The sequence below is a fragment of the Pseudomonas sp. TWR1-1-3 genome, from assembly GCF_049896805.1.
In the GTDB taxonomy this organism is placed as follows: Bacteria; Pseudomonadota; Gammaproteobacteria; order Pseudomonadales; family Pseudomonadaceae; genus Aquipseudomonas; species Aquipseudomonas bubulae.
In genome coordinates, this window is sequence record NZ_JAFCUZ010000001.1 from 1,593,507 (window position 1) to 1,612,345 (window position 18,839).

Sequence of the window (18,839 nt, forward strand, 5' to 3'; positions counted from 1 at the left end):
ACCATCAGTTTGCCTCCGCTACAACGGGAATCAGCGGCAAGCTAAGCAAGGCACAGGTGCCACGCCCCAGCCGCGAACGTAATTGCAATTGCCCCTGGTGCGCACGCACCACGGCATTGACCACCGCGAGGCCCAGACCTGTACCAGTGGCCTTGGTGGTGAAAAACGGCTCGCCCAGGCGCGCCAGCACTTGCGGCTCAATGCCACTGCCGTTGTCGCTGACACACACCCTTAAACTGTTGTCGCGGCGATACAGATGCACCTTGAGCCGCACCTGTGGCGTACCGGCCTGCAGGGCGTTTTCGATCAGGTTGAGCAGCGCGCCGACCAGGGTGTCGCGATTGCACAGCAACTGCCCCGTGTAGGCATCGCACTGCCAGCGGATCGCCACACCCTGCACATGGGTTTGCGCGGCGGCTTGCAGGGCCTGCATCAATACTTTGGGGGTGACCCTGTCCGTAAGCGGCAGTTCGCCACGCGCAAATACCAGCATGTCGCGCACCTGATGTTCCAGCTCGTGCAGGCGCTCCTTGAGACGCCCGGCGAAGCGCTGCTGGGTTTCCACCGGCAGCGCCTGCTCGGTGAGATGACTGGCGTAGATCAGCGCCGCCGACAGCGGCGTACGAATCTGGTGGGCCAGGGAAGCAACCATGCGCCCCAGAGACGACAGGCGCTCATGGCGGGCGAGCTGGTCTTGCAGGCGCCGGGTTTCTGTCAGGTCATTGAGCAACACCAGTTGCCCGGGCTCGGGATCCAGCGAACGGGTGGCAATCGACAGGCGCCGACCGTCCTTGAGCGATACTTCGTGGCCGTCGTCTTCACGAGGTGCAAAACAGCGGGCAATCACATGGCGCCACAACTCGCCTTCCAGCGGCAGGCCCAACAGCTCGCAGGCTGCGGGGTTGGCCTCGCGCACGCGACCACGATCATCAATCACGATGATCCCGCCAGGGAGCAGATCGAGCAGGTGTTGCAAGCGATTGGCCAGCCGCTCTTTCTCTGCAAGCTCGGCCATGCGCTGCGCACTGACCACTGCCAGCTCGCCGGTCAGCTCCGAGACGCGGGCTTCCAGCAGACTGTAGGGATCGGGGGCCGAGGACAACTGGACGGCGGCTTGAGGCATGGGGCGTACTCGCTGGGCTGACCGTCATAAAACGGTCCGTTACACCAAGCGAAGCAATACCCGTGCCTGAATAGCTAACACAAGCGAACCGCTATGCAAGCCCCGGCTTATGTGGGAGCGGGCTTGCTCGCGATTTGGGCGCCTCGCAGTGTCAGGAATAACGCGGTGATGCTATCGCGAGCAAGCCCGCTCCCACAAAGTCACGCGTCAATCATCCGCCTGCTCTTCACCTTCGCGACGGCTCATGCCGTACTTGCGCATTTTTTCCACCAGGGTGGTACGACGAATCCGCAGACGCTCTGCCGCCCGCGCAACGATGCCGTTGGCGTCATCCAGTGCCTGCTGGATCAAACCCTGCTCCAGCCCGCCCAGGTAGTCCTTGAGGTCCAGGCCTTCCGGCGGCAGCATCGCATTGGCGCTGGCCACGAAGTCCGTTGTGGCATTGTTGATCGCCACACGCTCTTCCATATCGCTGCGCAGGCTGTCGACCAGTTGCTCGTCCTCGTCATCCACGTAGCGGAATTTTTTCGGCAGCTCAACAACGCCAATCACCCCGTACGGATGCATGATCGCCATGCGCTCCACCAGATTGGCCAGTTCGCGGACGTTACCCGGCCATGCATGACGGCACAACGACATGATGGCGGCGGAATTGAAGCGGATCGAACCGCGTTTTTCGTGCTCCATGCGCGAAATCAGCTCGTTCATCAGCAACGGAATATCTTCGACCCGCTCACGCAGCGGTGCCATTTCAATCGGGAATACGTTGAGGCGGTAGTACAGGTCTTCGCGGAAGGCGCCGACTTCAATCATGCTTTCAAGGTTTTTGTGGGTGGCGGCAATGATCCGCACATCGGCACACTGGGTCTTGTTGCTGCCCACACGCTCAAATGTACGTTCCTGCAACACACGCAACAGCTTGACCTGCATCGGCAGCGGCATATCGCCGATTTCGTCGAGGAACAGGGTGCCGCCATTGGCCAGCTCAAAACGCCCGGCACGACTGGTGATGGCCCCGGTAAAGGCGCCCTTCTCATGGCCAAACAGCTCGCTTTCCAGCAGCTCGGCAGGAATCGCCCCACAGTTGACCGGCACAAACGGCGCATCGCGACGCTTGGAGTGGTAGTGCAGGTTGCGCGCAACCACTTCCTTGCCGGTGCCGGACTCGCCGAGGATCAGCACGCTGGCATCAGTATCGGCCACTTGCTGCATCATCTGGCGCACATGCTGGATCGCCCGGCTGGTACCGACCAGGCTGCGGAACAGGTTGGGCTCACGATGACGGCCGCGCTCGCGGGCCTGGTCATACATCTCGCGATAGACCTGGGCACGGTGCAGGGAATCAAGCAATTTACTGTAGCTGGGGGGCATTTCGAGGCTGGACAACACCCGGCGGCGCTGGTCTTCAGGCAGGTCGAGAGAAGAAACTTCACCTAAAAGCATGATCGGCAGGAACTCATCCCACGCGGCCAGTGTCTTAAGCAGTCCTGATAGGCCACCGGCAGTACTCACGGTGCCGACCAGCACGCAAAGCACTTCGCGACTGGACGGCAAGGCACTGACAACCTGCTCCCATTCGTGGCTGGGGCTGGTCAGATTTTCTTCGCCAAGAAAATTCAGGATCACCGCCAAATCACGGCGGCGGACGCTATCGTCATCGATCAGCAGGATTTTGGTTTCACGCCACATGCAATAGCAACTTCCCTAGTCAACTCAATGCCCCGGATGGCAGGACATATGTAGACGTCCTAACCCTGTTGGATATCTAAGACGACTGAATACAGAATAACGTGCTAGTTAAGTCAAAAAACTGTGCCGAGTCAAATTTATGGCGGTTTAAAACGCAATTAACCACATATTCTTTAGGCCTTAACCGAATAGATGGTAAACCTTTGACGCATTTTTTGCTTGGTTGATCTGCCCCATCTGCTCAACGACCGCCTGGCGCTCATCAGTAGCCGCCTCCAGCAACATGCGATACACCACCAATAACCCCTCCAGATTTTCGCGCAAAACAGCCTCGTCCAGTGGCGCTTCGTCCAGCACATTCTCGACACACACCCGACAGGCCGAATCCAGCTCGCCGATGGCATCCCAGTTGCGCTCGGCCAGGGCATCAATCAGCGCTTCGCGGGTTTCCTGAATACGTTGCAGTTGGCTCATGACGCACTCCTCTGGCTTATTGCGGGGCGATGGCATCCCAACCACTTTTTACAGTGATCAGCAGGCGCGCCACTTCATCGATGATTTCCGGGTCGTTCTTGGCATTGGCCAGGGTCAGGCGCACGGCCATGTACTCGTACAGGCTGTCCAGTTGCTCCAGCGCGGCCTTGTCATCGGTCTTTTCTTCATCCAGGCCCTGACGCAGGCCGGTGATGATATCGATGGCCTTGGTAATCAGCATGGCCTTCTGCGGGATATCACCACGGCTCATCGCGCCCTTGGCCTGGGCCATACGGTCCAGACCGCCTTCCATCAACATCTGAATCAGACGATGGGGGCTGGCTTCGGAGATTTGAGCGTGGGAATTAACCTTCTGATACTGACGAAGGGCGCGCATCGGGTTCATGTTCTTACCTCATTACGGTGTCAGGCAAAAATGCTTGGTTCTTGATCTTTTTATCGACTGCAGCGCCCAAAGCTTTAGCGGCCAGGGCGCGGCAAATCAGTCGGATTTAGGGTTATTCAAGGAATTGAGCGTGGTCATGATGCTGGAACTGCTGGCGTTGATTTTGGCGATCAAACCATCCATGGCCGTGTACTTGGCAGTCAGGGTGGTTTTCATCGACTCCATGCGCCGGTCCAGGTCCGCCTGCTGGGTGGTCAGGTCGGTGAGCTTGGTGTTCAGATCGGTGGCGCGGGTGGCCAGCAAACCCGAGCTGCCGACATAACTCTCGGTGGCCTTGGTCATGCGCGTGATCAGACCGGTGTCACCGGTGAATACCTTGGCAATCTCGATCGCGCCATTGGGGGTTGCCACCGCGGCTTTCCACTTGGTGTCATCGAGGGTCAGCAGGCCGGTTTTCTGGTCGGTGCTGATGCCCATTTGCGCCAGGTTACCAACACTCGAAGTCCCGGAGTTTTGCAATAACTCGCCGCGCAGGCCGTTGACTAGCTGGCGCATCGACGCATCACCGGTCAGGGCGCCCGAGGTGGTGGTTGCCGCGTCACCGGTGGCGGTGACCTTGGTCTGAGTATTGATGCTGGTCAGCAGCGCATTGTAGGCCGTGACAAACGACTGCACCGAGGTCTTCAGGGTGTCGGTATTGGAGGCCACGGTGATGGTGGAGGCCTTGGTATCGAGCAGCTCCAGGGTCACGCCACTGATGGCCGACGTGATCTTGTTGCTCGACGACTCCATCGCAATGTCATCGATGGTGTATTCGGCATTCACCGGCGGTTTACCGGCGCTATAGCCAGTGGCCAGCTCCGAATCACCGCTGATGGTGATATCGGTGCCCTTGCCCGTGGTCTGCGAGCCGATCACCAGGCGCGAGCCGTTGGCGTCAGTCAGCACGTTGGCGCTGATGCCCTTGGACTGCAGCTGGGTGTTGATGGCATCGCGAGTCTGCTGCATGGTCGCGCCAGCCGGTATCTTGACGTCATAGCTGTCACCGGACTGGGAAATGGTCAGGGTCTGGTCTTGCTCGCTGGAGTTGACCGACGCCGACGCACCGCCTTCAAACACCTTGCTGGTGATTTTGGAAGAGGTCGCCAACTGAGTGACGTTCAGCGCGTACTTGCCGCTGGACGCCTTGTCATCGATGGTGACCTTGGAAATTTTCTCGTCCGTGGACGAAGCGGTCAAACCGTTGAAACTGGAGACGCTGTTGAGCTTGGCAATGGCTGTGCGATAGCTTTCCAGCGACGCTTTCACCGTGCCCACGGCGGACAGCTGAATGGTGGTGTCTTTTTGTTGCGCGGTAATCTGGCTTTGCTTGGGTGCTTTTTCAGCATCAACCAAGGCTTTCACAATCCCGATGGTGTCAAAACCCGAACCGACGCCGGTAATCGTAGAACTGGCCATCTGTATTCTCCTTGTCCGGTGGCTACCGCTTTATTGACGAAGCAAGTGCCAAGACTGCAGGCAGCTTCACAATTCGTGCCACCTTCAAGCAGTAAATGCTGAAAAAACAAAAGGGCACGTAAACGCGCCCTTTTGTTCTCAACCCAGCGCTGAAATTACTGAAGCAGTTTCATTACAGCGGAAGGCAGCTGGTTAGCCTGGGACAGGATCGCGGTGGATGCCTGTTGCAGGGTTTGCTGCTTGGTCAGCTCGGCGGCTTCGGATGCGAAGTCAGTATCCTGAACACGACCCAGTGCAGCGGTGGAGTTCTCGGAAATGCTCTGCAGGTTGGCCACGGTGCTGGTGAAACGGTTTTGTACGGCACCCAGGGCGGAACGTTGGGTGTCGATCTGCTGGATCGCGTCAGCCAGAGCCTGGACGGTACGCTGGGAGTCAGCGGCGGACAGGATGCTCAGGTCGGATACGGTGGTTTCTACGGTGGTGGCCGCTGTTGTACCTGTACCTGCTGCGGAGTTGGTCAAACCCAACGCTGTCAGGCCAGTACCTGCGCTGCCGTCCTTAACAGTGATGTCCTTGTTGGAGAACAGTTTCAAGGTACCATCAGTGTTTTTACTAGCTGTTACGCCCGTGCTTGCACTGTTGATAGAGGAGACGATGGTGTCAGTAGTATCACCCTTCTTGAACTTAACTTCGACACCATTCAGCTCGATCGAGGTATCTGCTTTCAACTTAGCTTGCGACGTTCCAGCCGACAGCCCCAATTGAGCCAAAGAACCACCATCTGTGTTGGACAGCTTAATGTCCTTACCGTCACCGGAAGTGAGCGTGATACGGCCATCTTTATATGTTGCCGTCGCTCCTGTCCCCGCTTCGGCTGCAATGTCGGCTAGAACGTCAGAAACTTTATCAGTTTCCGTCCATGTCACCGAAGCACCGTTAACAGAAATAGCACCAGCAGCACCAGTTACAGGAGACTGCGTACCAGCTGTTAACTTGAGACTGGCCAAACCATCAGTAGGGTTGCCTGCTGCAGCACTAGCTTCAAGCTTGATATCGCCCTTCGCGGATAAGGTTATCTTGCCAGTATCATCAGCAGTAGCAGTAACACCAGTTTCAGCTGTTTTGGCATTAATAGCTGTCAGAGCTGCAGCAGAAGCGGCAGCACCCGCATCAGCAGCTGTCAATGAGATTTCAACGCCGTTGAGCCTGAATTTGTCAGTGACAAGTGTCTCGCCAGCATCTGCAGTACCTACTGAAGTCGTAGCTGCAAAACCCAAAGTCGTACCAGTTGTAGTAGCACTCAAACCCTTCAACGCAGTACCACTTGTAGTAGCTTCGCTGTAAGAACCCTTCAAACCAGTAGCGCTGATATCGGTCATGCCGAACGAAATGGTCTGGTTGGCATCAGCACCGACCTGGAAAGACTGGTTGGTGAACGAACCGTCCAGGATGTTACGACCACCGTAGGTAGTGGTTTGTGCGATACGGGTCAGTTCACCGGTTTTCGCAGTAAATTCTTGTTGCAGGGACGCACGGTCGGCGTCGCTTTTATCACCGTTCGCGGACTGCAGGGCCAGTTCACGCAAACGTTGCAGAATGTTGGTCGACTCTTGCATCGCGCCTTCAGCAGTCTGTGCAATCGACGAGCCGTTGTTGGCGTTGGCGATGGCAACGGTCATGCCTTTGGTCTGGGAAGTCAGACGGTTGGCGATCTGCATGCCGGCAGCGTCGTCTTTGGCGCTGTTGATTTTCAGGCCGGAAGACAGACGGGTCATCGAGGTGCTCAACGAGTCGCCGGCTTTGTTCAGGTTCTTCTGAACGGTCTGGGACGTGACGTTAGTGTTTACTGATAAAGCCATGACGAAATCCTCATTGGATGAATACTGCGGCTTCCGGCCCTGGCAACCGCCGGGTGTGGCCTAGAGAACCTTCGTAATGGTTATCGTCGTAAACGCAGGTTGCTTGAGGTTTATTTTGATTTTTTTTGCAGGCAAGGGGGCCATGCCTTGTAATTCAGGGGGTTAGCGGGGCGATGAGCTGCCGGGCACCCCCCAGTGTGGGAGCGGGCTTGCTCGCGATTCGGGCGGCGCGGTGCTTCAGGCAAACCAGGGTGATGCCATCGCGAGCAAGCCCGCTCCCACAGTTTCAATCAGCCCTGACAGAAAGCAAAACGCCCATGGCTTTAGGGCCACGGGCGTTTTGTGTTTCAACGTAATGCTTACGGGCGATAGATAATCGCCGAGCCCCACGACAGGCCTACACCAAAGCCGCTCAGCGCCACGCGCTTCCAGGTGGCATCCATCACGTGCTTTTCCAGCAGCAGCGGAATGCTCGAGGACACGGTGTTGCCGGTCTCGACCATATCCTTGATAAATTTCTCCGGCTCGCCTTCAAAGCGACGGGCCACAGCGTCAACGATGGCCGCACTGCCCTGGTGGATGCAGAACGCGTCGATGTCCTTGGAGGTCAGCTCGGACTCTTCCAGCAGCTCGTTCAAGTGCGCAGGCACTTTGAGCAGCGCGAAGTTGAACACCTGGCGGCCATTCATAAAGAACACACCATCACTGACTTTCAGATGCGGGGCACCGGAACCGTCGGTGCCGAACTTGGCCTTGCCCAGCTGCCAGGGAGCGTCTTCGCCCATCCAGGTAGCGGTGGCGGCGTCGCCGAACAGCATGGTGGTGTTGCGGTCTTCCGGGTCGACGATTTTCGAGTACGGGTCGGCCGTCACCAGCAAGCCGTTTTTCAGGCCCGCAGCTTCCATAAAGCCTTTCATCGCGTAGATGCCGTAGACATAACCCGAGCAACCCAGGGAGATATCAAAGGCGGCAACATGGGTTGGCAGGCCGAGCTTGTCCTGGACGATGGCCGCCGTGTGCGGCAGGCCTTCAGCGTCGCCGTTCTGGGTAACAACGATCAACGCGTCGATGGATTCGCGTTTAAGCTGAGGATTGTTGATAAACAGTGCGTTGACTGCTTCGACACACAGGTCCGAGGTTTCCTGGTCGGCGTCTTTGCGCGGCAGAAAGGCCGAGCCGATCTTGCCCAGGATGAATTCTTCGTCTTTGGAGAACTTCGCGCCCTGCGCGTAGTTGTCTACACCGCTTGCTGGCACGTAACTGGCGATGCTTTTAATGCCAATCATTGTGGCTTCCCAATACTAAATAGCTGGAGATCACCCGCTCACATATTCGAGGGGCGCTGACAATAAAAGGGCTTGTGTGGGTGCGTAAAAATAAACAAAACAGCCCGAAAAAGGCCCGGCACCCGCCCGTACGTTTCACACGATACAGTGAAGATGCCCGTTATGACTCATAGGTCACGCTATTTTGTGCGGTTTTATACAAAACATTACAGCCAGAAAGGCGATTTTGTGGGAGCGGGCTTGCCCGCTCCCACATTAGCCCCCCCTGCACCGCTGTTTAGAGCTGGTTGAACAGGCTCAGCTGGGAGATTTTCACGAACGCCAGTTGCGAGGCTTCAAGCATGGCTTTCTGGAACGCCAGTTCGATGGACGCCCCCGCCATGTCGGTGTTGCCGATCGCCGCCGTGGTGGAGTCGTTGGCCAGGCCCAGGCTGATATTTTCATCCGCCTGAATATCCACCGCCTTCAGGCGCGCACCAATCGAGCCGCGGGCGCTGTCAACGCCGGCACTGGCGTTTTTCAGGTTGCCGATCGCGGAGTTGATCGCGTCCTTTTGCGTTTGCTGGGCCAGCGGGTCTTTGTCGCTGGGGATTTCCAGGGCCTTGCGTAACTGGCTGATGGTATCCAGCGCGTTCTGGCTCTGGTGGTTGTTGCGGTTGACGACAAACTGGTCGCCCGCCTGCGGTGCTCCAGCGAAGTCGAACTTGATCCCGAGCGCACCACCATCAACAGTGCCCTGGGCAATCGACTTGCTGTCGGCGCTCAGCGGCTGGGCATAGACTTCGTATTCAGTGGCGCTGGTGAATTTGATCACCGCGCCATTGCTCGGAAAGCTGTCGCCATAGGCCTGGGCGTCGGTCACCGTGGAATTGGTAATCTGCGCCGTCGAACCGTTGCCCGGCGTGCGCGAGGTATTGATGGTGTCCGCCTTGGCCTCAAGCGTAAAGCTGCGCCCCGCCACCAACGCATCCCGCTCAGCCGCTGGTACGTCCTTGAGATTGGGGGTGATATCGAACGACACGCCGCGCAGGCTGATGCTCTGCGAGCCATCCTTGGTCGGGTCGAACACCCCGTTGCCCGCCACCTGCGAGGTCAGGTCATTGCCGTCACGGTCAGTCAGGGTGTACTCGGTGCTGCTGCTGAATTTCAGCGTATAGGGCTGGCCTTCGGCGAAACTCTTATTGAACACCGCGCTTGACGTGACCAGACCGGCAGACACCGAGAGCTTGCCGTCATTGACGGTCGGCTCGCCATTGGCATCCACGCCGGGCACAAAAGTCGCCTGGGTACGCCCGGTGTTGGTCGCGCCTTCCATGATGCTCCTGGCCGTGTCGCTGCTGGCCAGGGTCAGGGTGTCGGAAACCTTGAGGTTGAGCTGGGTATCGTCGCCCTGATAGCTGTAGGTGCCATCATTGTTGCGGGTGTATGGCGGGGTGTCGGTTTTGGAGCCGGAGAACATATAGTTGCCCGAGGCGTCCTTGCTGTTGAGCAGGCTGAACACCTGTTCTTCAATGCTGCCCAGTTCGTTGGCGATGGCGCCGCGGTCGGCATCACTGATCCCGCCACCGGCGCGCAGAGCCAGCTCACTGGCCTTTTGCAATGAGTTATTGATGCTGTCGAGCACCGCTTCCTGGGCGCCCAGCGACGACTTGATGCTGTTCATATTGGTGCTGTACTGCGCCAGCATGTCTTTTTGCTGCTGCAATTGCAGCAGGCGCGCCGCACCTACCGGGTCATCGGCAGCGGTCTGGATGCGCACGCCGGAGTCGATCTGGCTCTGGGTCTTGATCACCGACGAGAAGTTGTTCTGGTAGGTGGCACTGGTCGATTCAAAAAACTGCGAAGTTGAAATACGCATCGTCGCGGGCTCCCTTAAAGACTGTTGATCAACGTGCTGAAGGTTGCTTGCGCCGCTTTGATGATCTGCGACGAGGCGGTGTAGTACTGCTGGAACTTGACCAGGTTGGAGGCTTCTTCGTCCAGGTTGACCTGGGATACCGAGTTGCGCACCTCTTTGGCGTAGGCCAAAGCCGCGCCATTGGCGGTGCCGTCGACCGCCGCCTGGCTGGCTTTACCGCCCACCTTGGATACCAACTGACTGTAGGAAGTAGCCATGCTGACGCCGCCAGTGCCGTCCTTGCCTACACCCACTGTGGCCTTGGTTTGCAGGCCCAGCAGTTCGTTGGCGTTGCGGTTGTCGGCCTTGCCGTCCTTGTTGAACTTGATATCGAAGCTGTCGCCCTTGCCCGGCGAACCGCTGATCACCGTGTCGAACCCCACGTTTGTAGTGGTGCCGTCCGCGTTGGTCACGGGCACATTGATCGTGACCTTGTTGTCCTGGCCCGGCACGATGCTGCCCTTGCCGATTTCCTTGCCGGCCTCGTTCAGTACCCGGTAGCTCTGGGTGCCATCCGCGCTGGCTTCGTCAAAGGCAATGCGCACCGGCATGGCGCCTTCAATATCGCTTTGCGCTTTGCCCAGATTGACGCCGCCGTAGATATCCAGCGCTGACGACAGATTGAGGCTACCCACTGCACCCGTACCGGTATTGGAGCTGCCCGGGCCAGCCACCAGCGGCCCGGCAAATGCCAATTTATTGGCATCGCTCATTTGCACGCCGATATTGCCTGCACCACTGCGGGTGGGGCTGACCTTGAACGCGTCGCCAGCGGTCATCGGGCCGCCCTTGAGATCCAGGGTGAAACCGTCAATGACCTTGGCCGGGGTGTCCGTGGTAGCGAACGCCCCCATATCGGTGCCGTCGGAGCGCTTGACCGAGTACTCGGTGGCGCTGGTGAACGTGACCTGATAGTCGTAGGCGGTCAGCGCGCCGCTGTCAGCGATGCTGACATTGAAGTTGCCTGCGCCAATATTTCCGGTCGCCGCCTGGCTGCGCTGGCTGATGGCCGTGGCACTGTTGATGCTGTTGAACAACGACGAGCCGAACTCGCCATTGGCATCCAGGCCCTGGCCCAGCTGCTGGTTGATCGCATCGGCGACCACAATGGCTGTACGGCCCAAATCGTTCATCGCCGGGGCCAGCACATCGTCGCGGTAACGCAGCAGGCCGCCGATCTTGCCGCCACTGATCACCGAGGTCACATCCGAACTCGATTGCTGGAAGTTGACCTGGATGCTGTATTGGCTTTTATCGACCTTGCCCGGCACCGCCGAAATCGTGTTCGAGGTGCTGCCCTGCACCAGCGATTGGCCGGTACCCAGGGTAATATCGTAGACGTTGTCGTGTTCCTGAACCGTCACCCCGACCAGCTCGTTGAGGCTGCGCACGGCTTCGTTACGCGCATCCAGCAGGTTGTTCGGCGTATTGCCAGCCGTGGTGGCCTGGGCGATCTGCTTGTTCAGCGAAGCAATGGTGGCCGTGTGCTGGTTGACCATCGAGGTGAGGGTGTCCAGCTGGCTGTTGATGCCCTCGTTCTGCTGGTTGAGCTGGGTCGAAATCGAGTTGAAGCGGTTGCTCAGGGTTTGCGCACTGGTCAGCAACAACTGCCGCGCGGACACATCACCGGGCGCCGCGGCGGCAGTTTGCAACGAGCTGAAAAAGCTGCTCAGGGCCGCCGATACGCCCGTGTTTTTATCCGACAGCAGTTTGTCGACCGTGCCGATCTGGTCGAGATAAGCCTGGGCATCGCCATTGAGCGAGGTGGTGGTTTGCAACTGGGCGTCGAGGTAGGAGTTGTACACGCGGCGCACGTCGGCCAGGGTGGTGCCGGTGCCGATAAACACCCCGCCCACCTGTTGCGACGCGGCGCTGCCCTGGACGATCTGCTGACGCGAATAGCCCGAGGTATTGGCGTTGGCAATGTTGTTGCCGACGGTCGCCAATGCGCCCTGACTGGCGTTGAGCCCCGACATCCCGATGTTGATCAAACTCGCCATGGTTCAAACCTTATAAATTCGTGAGAGAACCCGTCGAGGCGTAGCTCTGGTAGGTTTTCATTTGCTTGGCTATCTGCGAAATCTTGCTCGCGTACTCAGGGTCGGTTGCGTAACCGGCCTTCTGCAATTCGCGTACAAACTGCTCCGGTTTATCGGCCGCATTGAGCACTTCTTTATAACGATTGTTGCTCTGCAACAGCGTCACCAGATCATGGAAGCTGTCCTGATAGGAATCGTAGGAACGGAATTCCGCTGTCTCTTTGACCATCTGCCCGCCCCTGAACTCGCTGGTGATGGCCCGCGCCTGGGCGCCCTGCCAACTGCCGGTGGCCTTGATGCCGAACAGGTTGTGGCTGCTGCTACCATCTTGCTGGCGCATCACCGACTTGCCCCAGCCGGTTTCCAGTGCGGCTTGCGCCACCAGGTACAGCGGGTCGACGCCGATGCGGTCGGCGGCCTGTTGCGCCATCGGCAACATGGTGGCGACAAACGCATCCGGCGACTCGAAGGCCTGTTTGGCCGGGGCCAGCGGCGGCTGCGCCACGGCACGACCGTAAACCTGCATGCGCCCTTGCACGCCACTGGCACTGAGCATCGGCTGGCGGCTGCCCTTGAGCACGGCATCCAGCCCCGGCGAAGTGCGCCCCGGCACGGCGGCGGTATTGAGCGTGGAACGCGCCGGATCGGCCGATGGCACGATCCCGGCCAGCAAGCGGTCAGTCAGCTTGCTCGGCAGCGCCAGACGGCGCTGATTGAGCAGGGCCATGTCATTCTGATGGCCGCCGCCGACTGCCTGCGGCGTGATGGCGACCCGCGAAGCCCACAATGGACGCTGACCACTGGAGCGCACAAAAGGGCTGTCGACGGTGGTGGCGGCCGGGGCTTTGGCTTCGGCAGTCAGCGCCGTGGTCGCCGCAGCCTCCCCCGGCACCGCAGCTTTGTTTTTCGACATCTGGCGCATCAACACATCGGCCAGGCCGATACCACCGCCCTGCCGGGACAGGGTCACGGACAATTGCTGGTCGTACATTTCCTGATACTGCTTGGCCGCCGGGGTGTTGAGCGGGTTGTCCTTGCCCAGCACTTCGTTGGCCGAGCGCATCGACTTGAGCATTTCGTTGAGAAACAGCGACTCGAATTCCTGGGCAACTTTGCGCATATTGCCGTCGCTTTCGCGGTCGCCGACTTTCAGATTGTTCAGCCGATTCAGGTCGGTGAACGCCCCGGAATCGCTGCCACTGACTACGCCACTCTTACGCATATCCATGACGTCGGCCTCAGATCACGATCAGGTCGGCTTGCAGCGCGCCGGCCTGTTTCAGCGCTTCGAGAATCGCCATCAAGTCCCCTGGCGCTGCGCCGACCTGGTTTACCGCCCGCACGATTTCGTCGAGGGTGGTGCCCGGGCCGAACTTGAACATCGGCTTGGCTTCCTGCTGGGCATTCAGTCGCGAACGCGGCACCACGGCGGTCTCGCCGTTGGACAGCGGGCCGGGCTGGCTGACAATCGGGTCTTCGGTGATGGTCACGGTCAGGCTACCGTGGGTCACTGCGGCGGGCGAAACCTTGACGTTCTGGCCAATCACGATGGTGCCGGTGCGCGAGTTGATGATGACCTTGGCCACCGCCTGCCCCGGATCGACTTCGAGGTTTTCCAGGATCGACAGATAGTCGACCCGCTGGCTCGGATCCAGTGGTGCGGTCACGCGAACCGAGCCGCCATCGATGGCCTGCGCCACACCGGGGCCGAGCAGGTCATTGATCTTGTCGACGATACGTTTGGCGGTGGTGAAGTCCGAGCGGTTGAGGTTCAGGGTCAGGCTGTTGCCCTGGTTGAAACCGCTGGGTACGGCCCGCTCAACCGATGCGCCACCCGGAATACGCCCGGCCGACGGCACGTTGACGGTGATTTTCGAGCCGTCGCGGCCTTCGGCATCGAAACCGCCGACCACCAGATTGCCCTGGGCCACCGCATACACATTGCCATCGATGCCTTTAAGCGGTGTCAGCAGCAGCGTACCGCCGCGCAGGCTTTTGGAGTTGCCGATGGAGGAAACGGTGATATCGATCACCTGCCCCGGCTTGGCGAATGCCGGCAAATCGGCGCTGATGGACACCGCCGCAACGTTTTTCAGCTGCACATTGCCCGAACCCGGCGGCACCTTGATGCCAAACTGCGACAGCATGTTATTGAACGTTTGCAGGGTAAACGGGGTTTGTGTGGTCTGGTCACCCGTTCCATTCAAGCCCACCACCAGGCCATAACCAATCAATTGGTTGGAACGCACGCCGGAAATGCTGGCGATGTCTTTCAACCGCTCGGCGTGGGCGCCCAGGGAGGTCGACAACAGCAACACGGCTGCCAGCAGATGCTTGAGGTTGGGCATGGTGAGCTTCATCACTAAAAGGGAAACAGCGGGCTAAGGAAGAAACGGTCAAACCAGCCCGGCTGGCTCGCATCGGCAAACGAGCCGGTGCCCGAGTAGGTGATGCGCGCATCGGCCACACGGGTCGAAGACACGGTGTTGTCGGTGGCAATGTCATCGGCCCGTACCAGGCCGGCAATGCGTACCAGCTCGTCGCCGGTGTTAAGGGTCATCCACTTTTCACCGCGCACGGCGATGATGCCGTTGGGCAGCACGTCGGCGACAGTCACGGTGATCGAACCGGTCAGGCTGTTGCCCTGCCCGGCCTTGCTGTCGCCCTTGGTGGCGCGGCTGCCGCTGTAACCGGCATTGAGGCTCAGGTCACCCCCGCCCAGCGGGTTGTTGGTGGTCAGGCCGCTGCCGAACAACGAGGTCAGGCCGATGCTGGTGTTGCTGTTTTTACCGATCGCCGAGTTGGCGTTTTTACTCGCCTGGGTCTTCTCATTAAGGGTAATGGTAATGATGTCGCCGATGCGGTACGCCTTGCGGTCGCTGTACAGGTTCTGCTCGAAACCGGCCTGGTAAATCGAGCCGTTGTTGGCGGCAGCCGGCAGCGGCGTACGCGGCAGCACAGGTGCGTAGTACGGGTCGTTGGCCCGCGGTGGCGGGCTGACGCAGCCGGCCAGCAAGGTGATGGCGCCCAGTGCCAGAACAGAAAACAAGCGCTTCATGAGCTCTCCCGCTATTTCACGTAATTACAGGTTTTGCGTAACGAACGACAACATCTGGTCAGCGGTGGAGATCACTTTGGAGTTCATCTCGTAGGCGCGCTGGGTGGTGATCATATTGACCATTTCTTCTACGGTGCTGACGTTCGAGGTCTCGAGCATGCTTTGCATGGTCAGGCCAAAACCGTTCAGGCCCGGGGTGCCGATTTGCGGCGCGCCGCTGGAAGCGGTTTCCAGGAACAGGTTGCCGCCCTGGGACTGCAAGCCGGCCGGGTTGATAAAGTCGGCGGTCTGCACGTTGCCGATCACTTGCGCGGCCGGGTTGCCGGAAATGGTCACCGATACGGTGCCGTCCTGGCCGACGGTGAAGGTCTGGGCATCGGCCGGCACCACAATCGCCGGTTCCAGGGCAAAGCCGTTAGCGGTGACGATCTGGCCATTGGAGTCCAGATGGAAAGTACCGTCACGGGTGTAGGCCGTTGTTCCGTCGGGCTGCATGATCTGAAAAAAACCACGGCCGTTGATGGCCATGTCCAGCGGCTGCTCAGTGGTTTGCAGGCTACCGGCAGTGAAGTTCTTTTGCGTGCCGACAATACGTACCCCGGTGCCCACTTGCAGGCCCGATGGCAGTTCGCTGTCCTGGGTCGACTGTGCACCTGGCTGGCGCTTGATCTGGTAGAGCAAGTCCTGGAACTCGGCGCGATCACGCTTGAAGCCGGTGGTCGAGACGTTGGCCAGGTTGTTGGAAATGGTGGTCAGGTTGGTGTCTTGTGCAGCCAAACCCGTTTTTGCAACCCACAGTGCCGGAAGCATGGTGCTCTCCTCGCGCGCCGGTTTTTCGGCGCCACGTTCAAGTAATTAGCTGATGGACAGGACGCGAGTCATGGCCTGGTCGTCTTCTTTGGCGGTGTTCATCATTTTGATATGCAGCTCGAACTGCTTGGACAAAGCCAGCACCGAGGTCATTTCATCCACGGCATTGACGTTGCTCGCCTGCAGAAAACCCGAGGTCACCCGCACATTGGCATCGGCCGGGGCCGGCTGACCGTCATTGGTGTGGATCAGGCCGTCGAGGCCCTTGCTCATGGTTTTCAGGTCCGGCTGGACCAGCTTGATCCGGTCCACTTGCGCCATCACCCGGGGGCCTTCGCCCTGAGCGCGGATGCTGATGGTGCCGTCTTCGCCGACTTCGATCTGCTGCTGGGGCGGCACCGCGATCGGCCCGCCGTTGCCCATGATCGGCATGCCGTTGCCGGCACGCAGGATGCCCAGGGCATCCACGTTCATGCTGGCGGTGCGCACATAGGCCTCACTGCCGTCGGGGGCCTGCACCGCCAGCCAGCCGTCGCCGGACACGGCCACATCCAGGTCGCGGCCGGTCTCGACCAGGGCACCTTGGCTGAAATCGGTGGCAGGGCGCTCGGTCAAGGCAAAGGCACGCGCCGGAAAGCTGTCACCAAACACCGGCATCGAGCGGGCCTGTTCCAGGTCACGCTGAAACCCGTTGGTCGAGATGTTCGCCAGATTGTTGGCATGCGCCTTCTGCGCCAGTGCGTTCTGACTGGCGCCGGTCATTGCCACATAAAGGTACTTGTCCACAGTCTTTCCTCTGTCTGACGGACGCTTGCCGCCCACCGCTGTACTGAAGAGGTCATTGCAATTTGCGCACCAACTTTATTTTGACGCGCTGCGGCGCGGGTTTGCGCAGGGATGGGGGAAGATTCGGTGCGAGGAGACGGCGGGGTTCTGCCGGTTGCGGCAAGGGCTGGCCTGCCGAGTCACGTCGATCTTGTGGGAGCGGGCTTGCTCGCGATTCTGGCGGCGCGATATGTCTGGCACACCGCAGCGATATCATCGCGAGCAAGCCCGCTCCCACAGATCAGCACTTACAGGCTCAAGCGTCCTTGCCCGGCTTAATAATGTCGTGCTCGCGCAGTTTGTTGGCGATGGTGGTATGGGACACCCCCAATCGCTTGCCCAGCAATCGGCTACTCGGGTGCTCGGAATACAGCTGTTCCAATACTGCCTTTTCGAACCGCCCGACAATCTGCTCCAGCCCGCCTTCCAGCGAGAACTCGCCCAGGGGCTGACGCACGCCGTAATCCGGCAGGCGGATATGCTCAGCCTTGACCACCCCGCCATCACACAGCGACACCGCCTGAAACAGCACGTTCTCCAACTGGCGCACGTTGCCCGGCCAGTGGTAGTGGCTCAAACGATCCATTGCCGCTGGCGCCAGGCGCGGCAGCGAGCAACCGATCTGGCGACTGGCCTGATCGAGGAAATGCTCCACCAGCGGTTCCAGCCCGTCCAGGCAATCGCGCAGCGGCGGAATATGCAGCGATAGCACGTTGAGCCGGTGGTACAGATCCTGGCGAAACTCACCCCGAGCGCACAGCTCGGACAGGTCGACCTGGGTGGCGCACATCACCCGCACATCCAGATACACCTCTTCATCACTGCCAACCCGACGAAAGCAACCATCCTGCAAGAAGCGCAGCAATTTGACCTGCAAGCGCGGGCTCATTTCACCCACGCCATCGAGAAACAACGTACCTCCTGCTGTCAGCTCCAGCAGGCCGAGCTTGCCTTCCGCCCGCGCCCCTTCAAAGGCACCGGGGGCGTAGCCGAACAGTTCGGTTTCAGCCATCGACTCAGGTAAGCCGGCGCAGTTCAGCGCCATCAATGGCGACTGGCCACGAGGGCTGGCCAGATGGCAGGCCCGGGCCAGCAGTTCCTTGCCGGTGCCGGTTTCACCTTCTATTAATAGCGGTGCATCCAGCGGTGCCATTCGCCGCGCTTCGCGCACCACCGCGGCCATGACTTTCGAGCTTTGGAAAATACTGTCGAAGCCGCGCAGCTCCTGCTTGCGCACATTGTAGATTTGCTCGCCCACACGGTCGGCGCGATGCAGGGTCAGCACGGCCCCGGCCATCGCCTCGCTTTCGTCGTGTTCCAGTTGCAGCGGGGCGATATCGGCCAGGTACACCAGGCCCTTGATCTTGACCCGCAAGCCATTGATCCGCGACTTGTTGGCCCGCACCAGTTCGGGCAGGTCGAAGTCTTCGGCGTAGCGTGACAGGGAAATCCCCGGCACTTCATCCACCCGCACCCCGAGCAACTGTGCCGCCGCGCGGTTGGCCGCAACAATGCAACCGCCCATATCGATAGACAGCACCGGAAATTCCAGCGCCCCGAGCAAGGCGTTAAGCTCCATATGCCGGCGCTCGCTGGGCATCAAGCCCACACGCTTGACGCCAAACACCCCGGGGATGGTTTCAAACTTCGGACGCAAGGCCTGAAATTGCAGATTAATCAGATTGGGGCAGTACAGATAAATCGCATTGCCCTGATCACCCCCGACCTCGCCGCGCTTGACGTTGATGCCGTAGGCCACCAGCAGGTTGAGAATGTCGCGAAGGATGCCAATCCGGTTTTGGCAGTGGACTTTGATACGCATGGGCAGGGCTCGGGAATAACTAAAAATGGATGTCCTATGTGGGGGCGAGCCTGCTCGCGAAGGCTCAAAGAGCGCCATTCGCGAGCAGGCTCG

Annotated in this window: 15 protein-coding genes; all 15 read right to left on the reverse strand. The window is 59.5% G+C overall.

Annotated elements, in window-relative coordinates; translation table 11 throughout:
• Positions 1-4 precede the first annotated feature (4 nt).
• Complete coding sequence (locus tag ACP7BE_RS07360) at positions 5-1,123, reverse strand: sensor histidine kinase (protein WP_095002616.1); 1,119 nt, start codon at positions 1,121-1,123, stop codon at positions 5-7.
• A gap of 207 nt (positions 1,124-1,330) precedes the next feature.
• Positions 1,331-2,812 carry a sigma-54 dependent transcriptional regulator gene (locus ACP7BE_RS07365; protein ID WP_426105322.1) on the reverse strand — a complete coding sequence of 494 codons (1,482 nt, stop codon included), beginning with the start codon at positions 2,810-2,812 and terminating at the stop codon, positions 1,331-1,333.
• A 180-nt stretch (positions 2,813-2,992) separates the two neighbouring features.
• A complete protein-coding gene (locus ACP7BE_RS07370) occupies positions 2,993-3,286 on the reverse strand; it encodes a flagellar protein FliT (protein WP_095002618.1) in 294 nt (97 codons plus the stop codon).
• Positions 3,287-3,302: 16 nt separating this feature from the next.
• Entirely contained in the window at positions 3,303-3,692 is a 390-nt protein-coding gene (fliS, locus tag ACP7BE_RS07375; RefSeq protein WP_016781581.1) for a flagellar export chaperone FliS, read from the reverse strand.
• A gap of 96 nt (positions 3,693-3,788) precedes the next feature.
• A complete protein-coding gene (fliD, locus tag ACP7BE_RS07380; protein WP_240882293.1) occupies positions 3,789-5,150 on the reverse strand; it encodes a flagellar filament capping protein FliD in 1,362 nt (453 codons plus the stop codon).
• Positions 5,151-5,305: 155 nt separating this feature from the next.
• The gene (locus ACP7BE_RS07385) at positions 5,306-7,009 is read right to left on the reverse strand and encodes a flagellin (protein WP_426105325.1); all 1,704 of its coding nucleotides are present in this window, start codon (positions 7,007-7,009) and stop codon (positions 5,306-5,308) included.
• Between the two features lie 359 nt (positions 7,010-7,368).
• On the reverse strand, positions 7,369-8,295 hold the full coding sequence (locus tag ACP7BE_RS07390) for a ketoacyl-ACP synthase III (protein WP_095002622.1): 927 nt from the start codon (positions 8,293-8,295) through the stop codon (positions 7,369-7,371).
• 277 nt (positions 8,296-8,572) lie between these two features.
• Positions 8,573-10,153 carry a flagellar hook-associated protein 3 gene (locus ACP7BE_RS07395; protein WP_271351374.1) on the reverse strand — a complete coding sequence of 527 codons (1,581 nt, stop codon included), beginning with the start codon at positions 10,151-10,153 and terminating at the stop codon, positions 8,573-8,575.
• Between the two features lie 14 nt (positions 10,154-10,167).
• A complete protein-coding gene (gene flgK, locus ACP7BE_RS07400; protein WP_095002624.1) occupies positions 10,168-12,192 on the reverse strand; it encodes a flagellar hook-associated protein FlgK in 2,025 nt (674 codons plus the stop codon).
• A gap of 10 nt (positions 12,193-12,202) precedes the next feature.
• Entirely contained in the window at positions 12,203-13,459 is a 1,257-nt protein-coding gene (gene flgJ, locus ACP7BE_RS07405) for a flagellar assembly peptidoglycan hydrolase FlgJ (RefSeq protein ID WP_413052185.1), read from the reverse strand.
• Between the two features lie 10 nt (positions 13,460-13,469).
• The gene (locus tag ACP7BE_RS07410) at positions 13,470-14,579 is read right to left on the reverse strand and encodes a flagellar basal body P-ring protein FlgI (protein ID WP_095002626.1); all 1,110 of its coding nucleotides are present in this window, start codon (positions 14,577-14,579) and stop codon (positions 13,470-13,472) included.
• A gap of 14 nt (positions 14,580-14,593) precedes the next feature.
• Complete coding sequence (gene flgH, locus ACP7BE_RS07415) at positions 14,594-15,289, reverse strand: flagellar basal body L-ring protein FlgH (protein WP_095002627.1); 696 nt, start codon at positions 15,287-15,289, stop codon at positions 14,594-14,596.
• 24 nt (positions 15,290-15,313) lie between these two features.
• Entirely contained in the window at positions 15,314-16,099 is a 786-nt protein-coding gene (gene flgG / locus ACP7BE_RS07420) for a flagellar basal-body rod protein FlgG (protein WP_095002628.1), read from the reverse strand.
• A gap of 45 nt (positions 16,100-16,144) precedes the next feature.
• Complete coding sequence (locus ACP7BE_RS07425) at positions 16,145-16,885, reverse strand: flagellar basal body rod protein FlgF (RefSeq protein WP_095002629.1); 741 nt, start codon at positions 16,883-16,885, stop codon at positions 16,145-16,147.
• A 295-nt stretch (positions 16,886-17,180) separates the two neighbouring features.
• Complete coding sequence (locus ACP7BE_RS07430; protein ID WP_426105330.1) at positions 17,181-18,746, reverse strand: sigma-54-dependent transcriptional regulator; 1,566 nt, start codon at positions 18,744-18,746, stop codon at positions 17,181-17,183.
• Between the last annotated feature and the right edge of the window lie 93 nt (positions 18,747-18,839).

Coding starts and splice junctions, on each gene's coding strand:
- ACP7BE_RS07395 (WP_271351374.1), bottom strand. CDS start 10,153: ATGCGTATTTCAACTTCGCAGTTTTTTGAATCGACCAGTGCCACCTAC.
- ACP7BE_RS07430 (WP_426105330.1), bottom strand. CDS start 18,746: ATGCGTATCAAAGTCCACTGCCAAAACCGGATTGGCATCCTTCGCGAC.
- flgG (WP_095002628.1), bottom strand. CDS start 16,099: ATGCTTCCGGCACTGTGGGTTGCAAAAACGGGTTTGGCTGCACAAGAC.
- fliD (WP_240882293.1), bottom strand. CDS start 5,150: ATGGCCAGTTCTACGATTACCGGCGTCGGTTCGGGTTTTGACACCATC.
- ACP7BE_RS07410 (WP_095002626.1), bottom strand. CDS start 14,579: ATGCCCAACCTCAAGCATCTGCTGGCAGCCGTGTTGCTGTTGTCGACC.
- ACP7BE_RS07360 (WP_095002616.1), bottom strand. CDS start 1,123: ATGCCTCAAGCCGCCGTCCAGTTGTCCTCGGCCCCCGATCCCTACAGT.
- ACP7BE_RS07365 (WP_426105322.1), bottom strand. CDS start 2,812: ATGTGGCGTGAAACCAAAATCCTGCTGATCGATGACGATAGCGTCCGC.
- fliS (WP_016781581.1), bottom strand. CDS start 3,692: ATGAACCCGATGCGCGCCCTTCGTCAGTATCAGAAGGTTAATTCCCAC.
- flgH (WP_095002627.1), bottom strand. CDS start 15,289: ATGAAGCGCTTGTTTTCTGTTCTGGCACTGGGCGCCATCACCTTGCTG.
- ACP7BE_RS07390 (WP_095002622.1), bottom strand. CDS start 8,295: ATGATTGGCATTAAAAGCATCGCCAGTTACGTGCCAGCAAGCGGTGTA.
- flgK (WP_095002624.1), bottom strand. CDS start 12,192: ATGGCGAGTTTGATCAACATCGGGATGTCGGGGCTCAACGCCAGTCAG.
- ACP7BE_RS07370 (WP_095002618.1), bottom strand. CDS start 3,286: ATGAGCCAACTGCAACGTATTCAGGAAACCCGCGAAGCGCTGATTGAT.
- ACP7BE_RS07385 (WP_426105325.1), bottom strand. CDS start 7,009: ATGGCTTTATCAGTAAACACTAACGTCACGTCCCAGACCGTTCAGAAG.
- flgJ (WP_413052185.1), bottom strand. CDS start 13,459: ATGGATATGCGTAAGAGTGGCGTAGTCAGTGGCAGCGATTCCGGGGCG.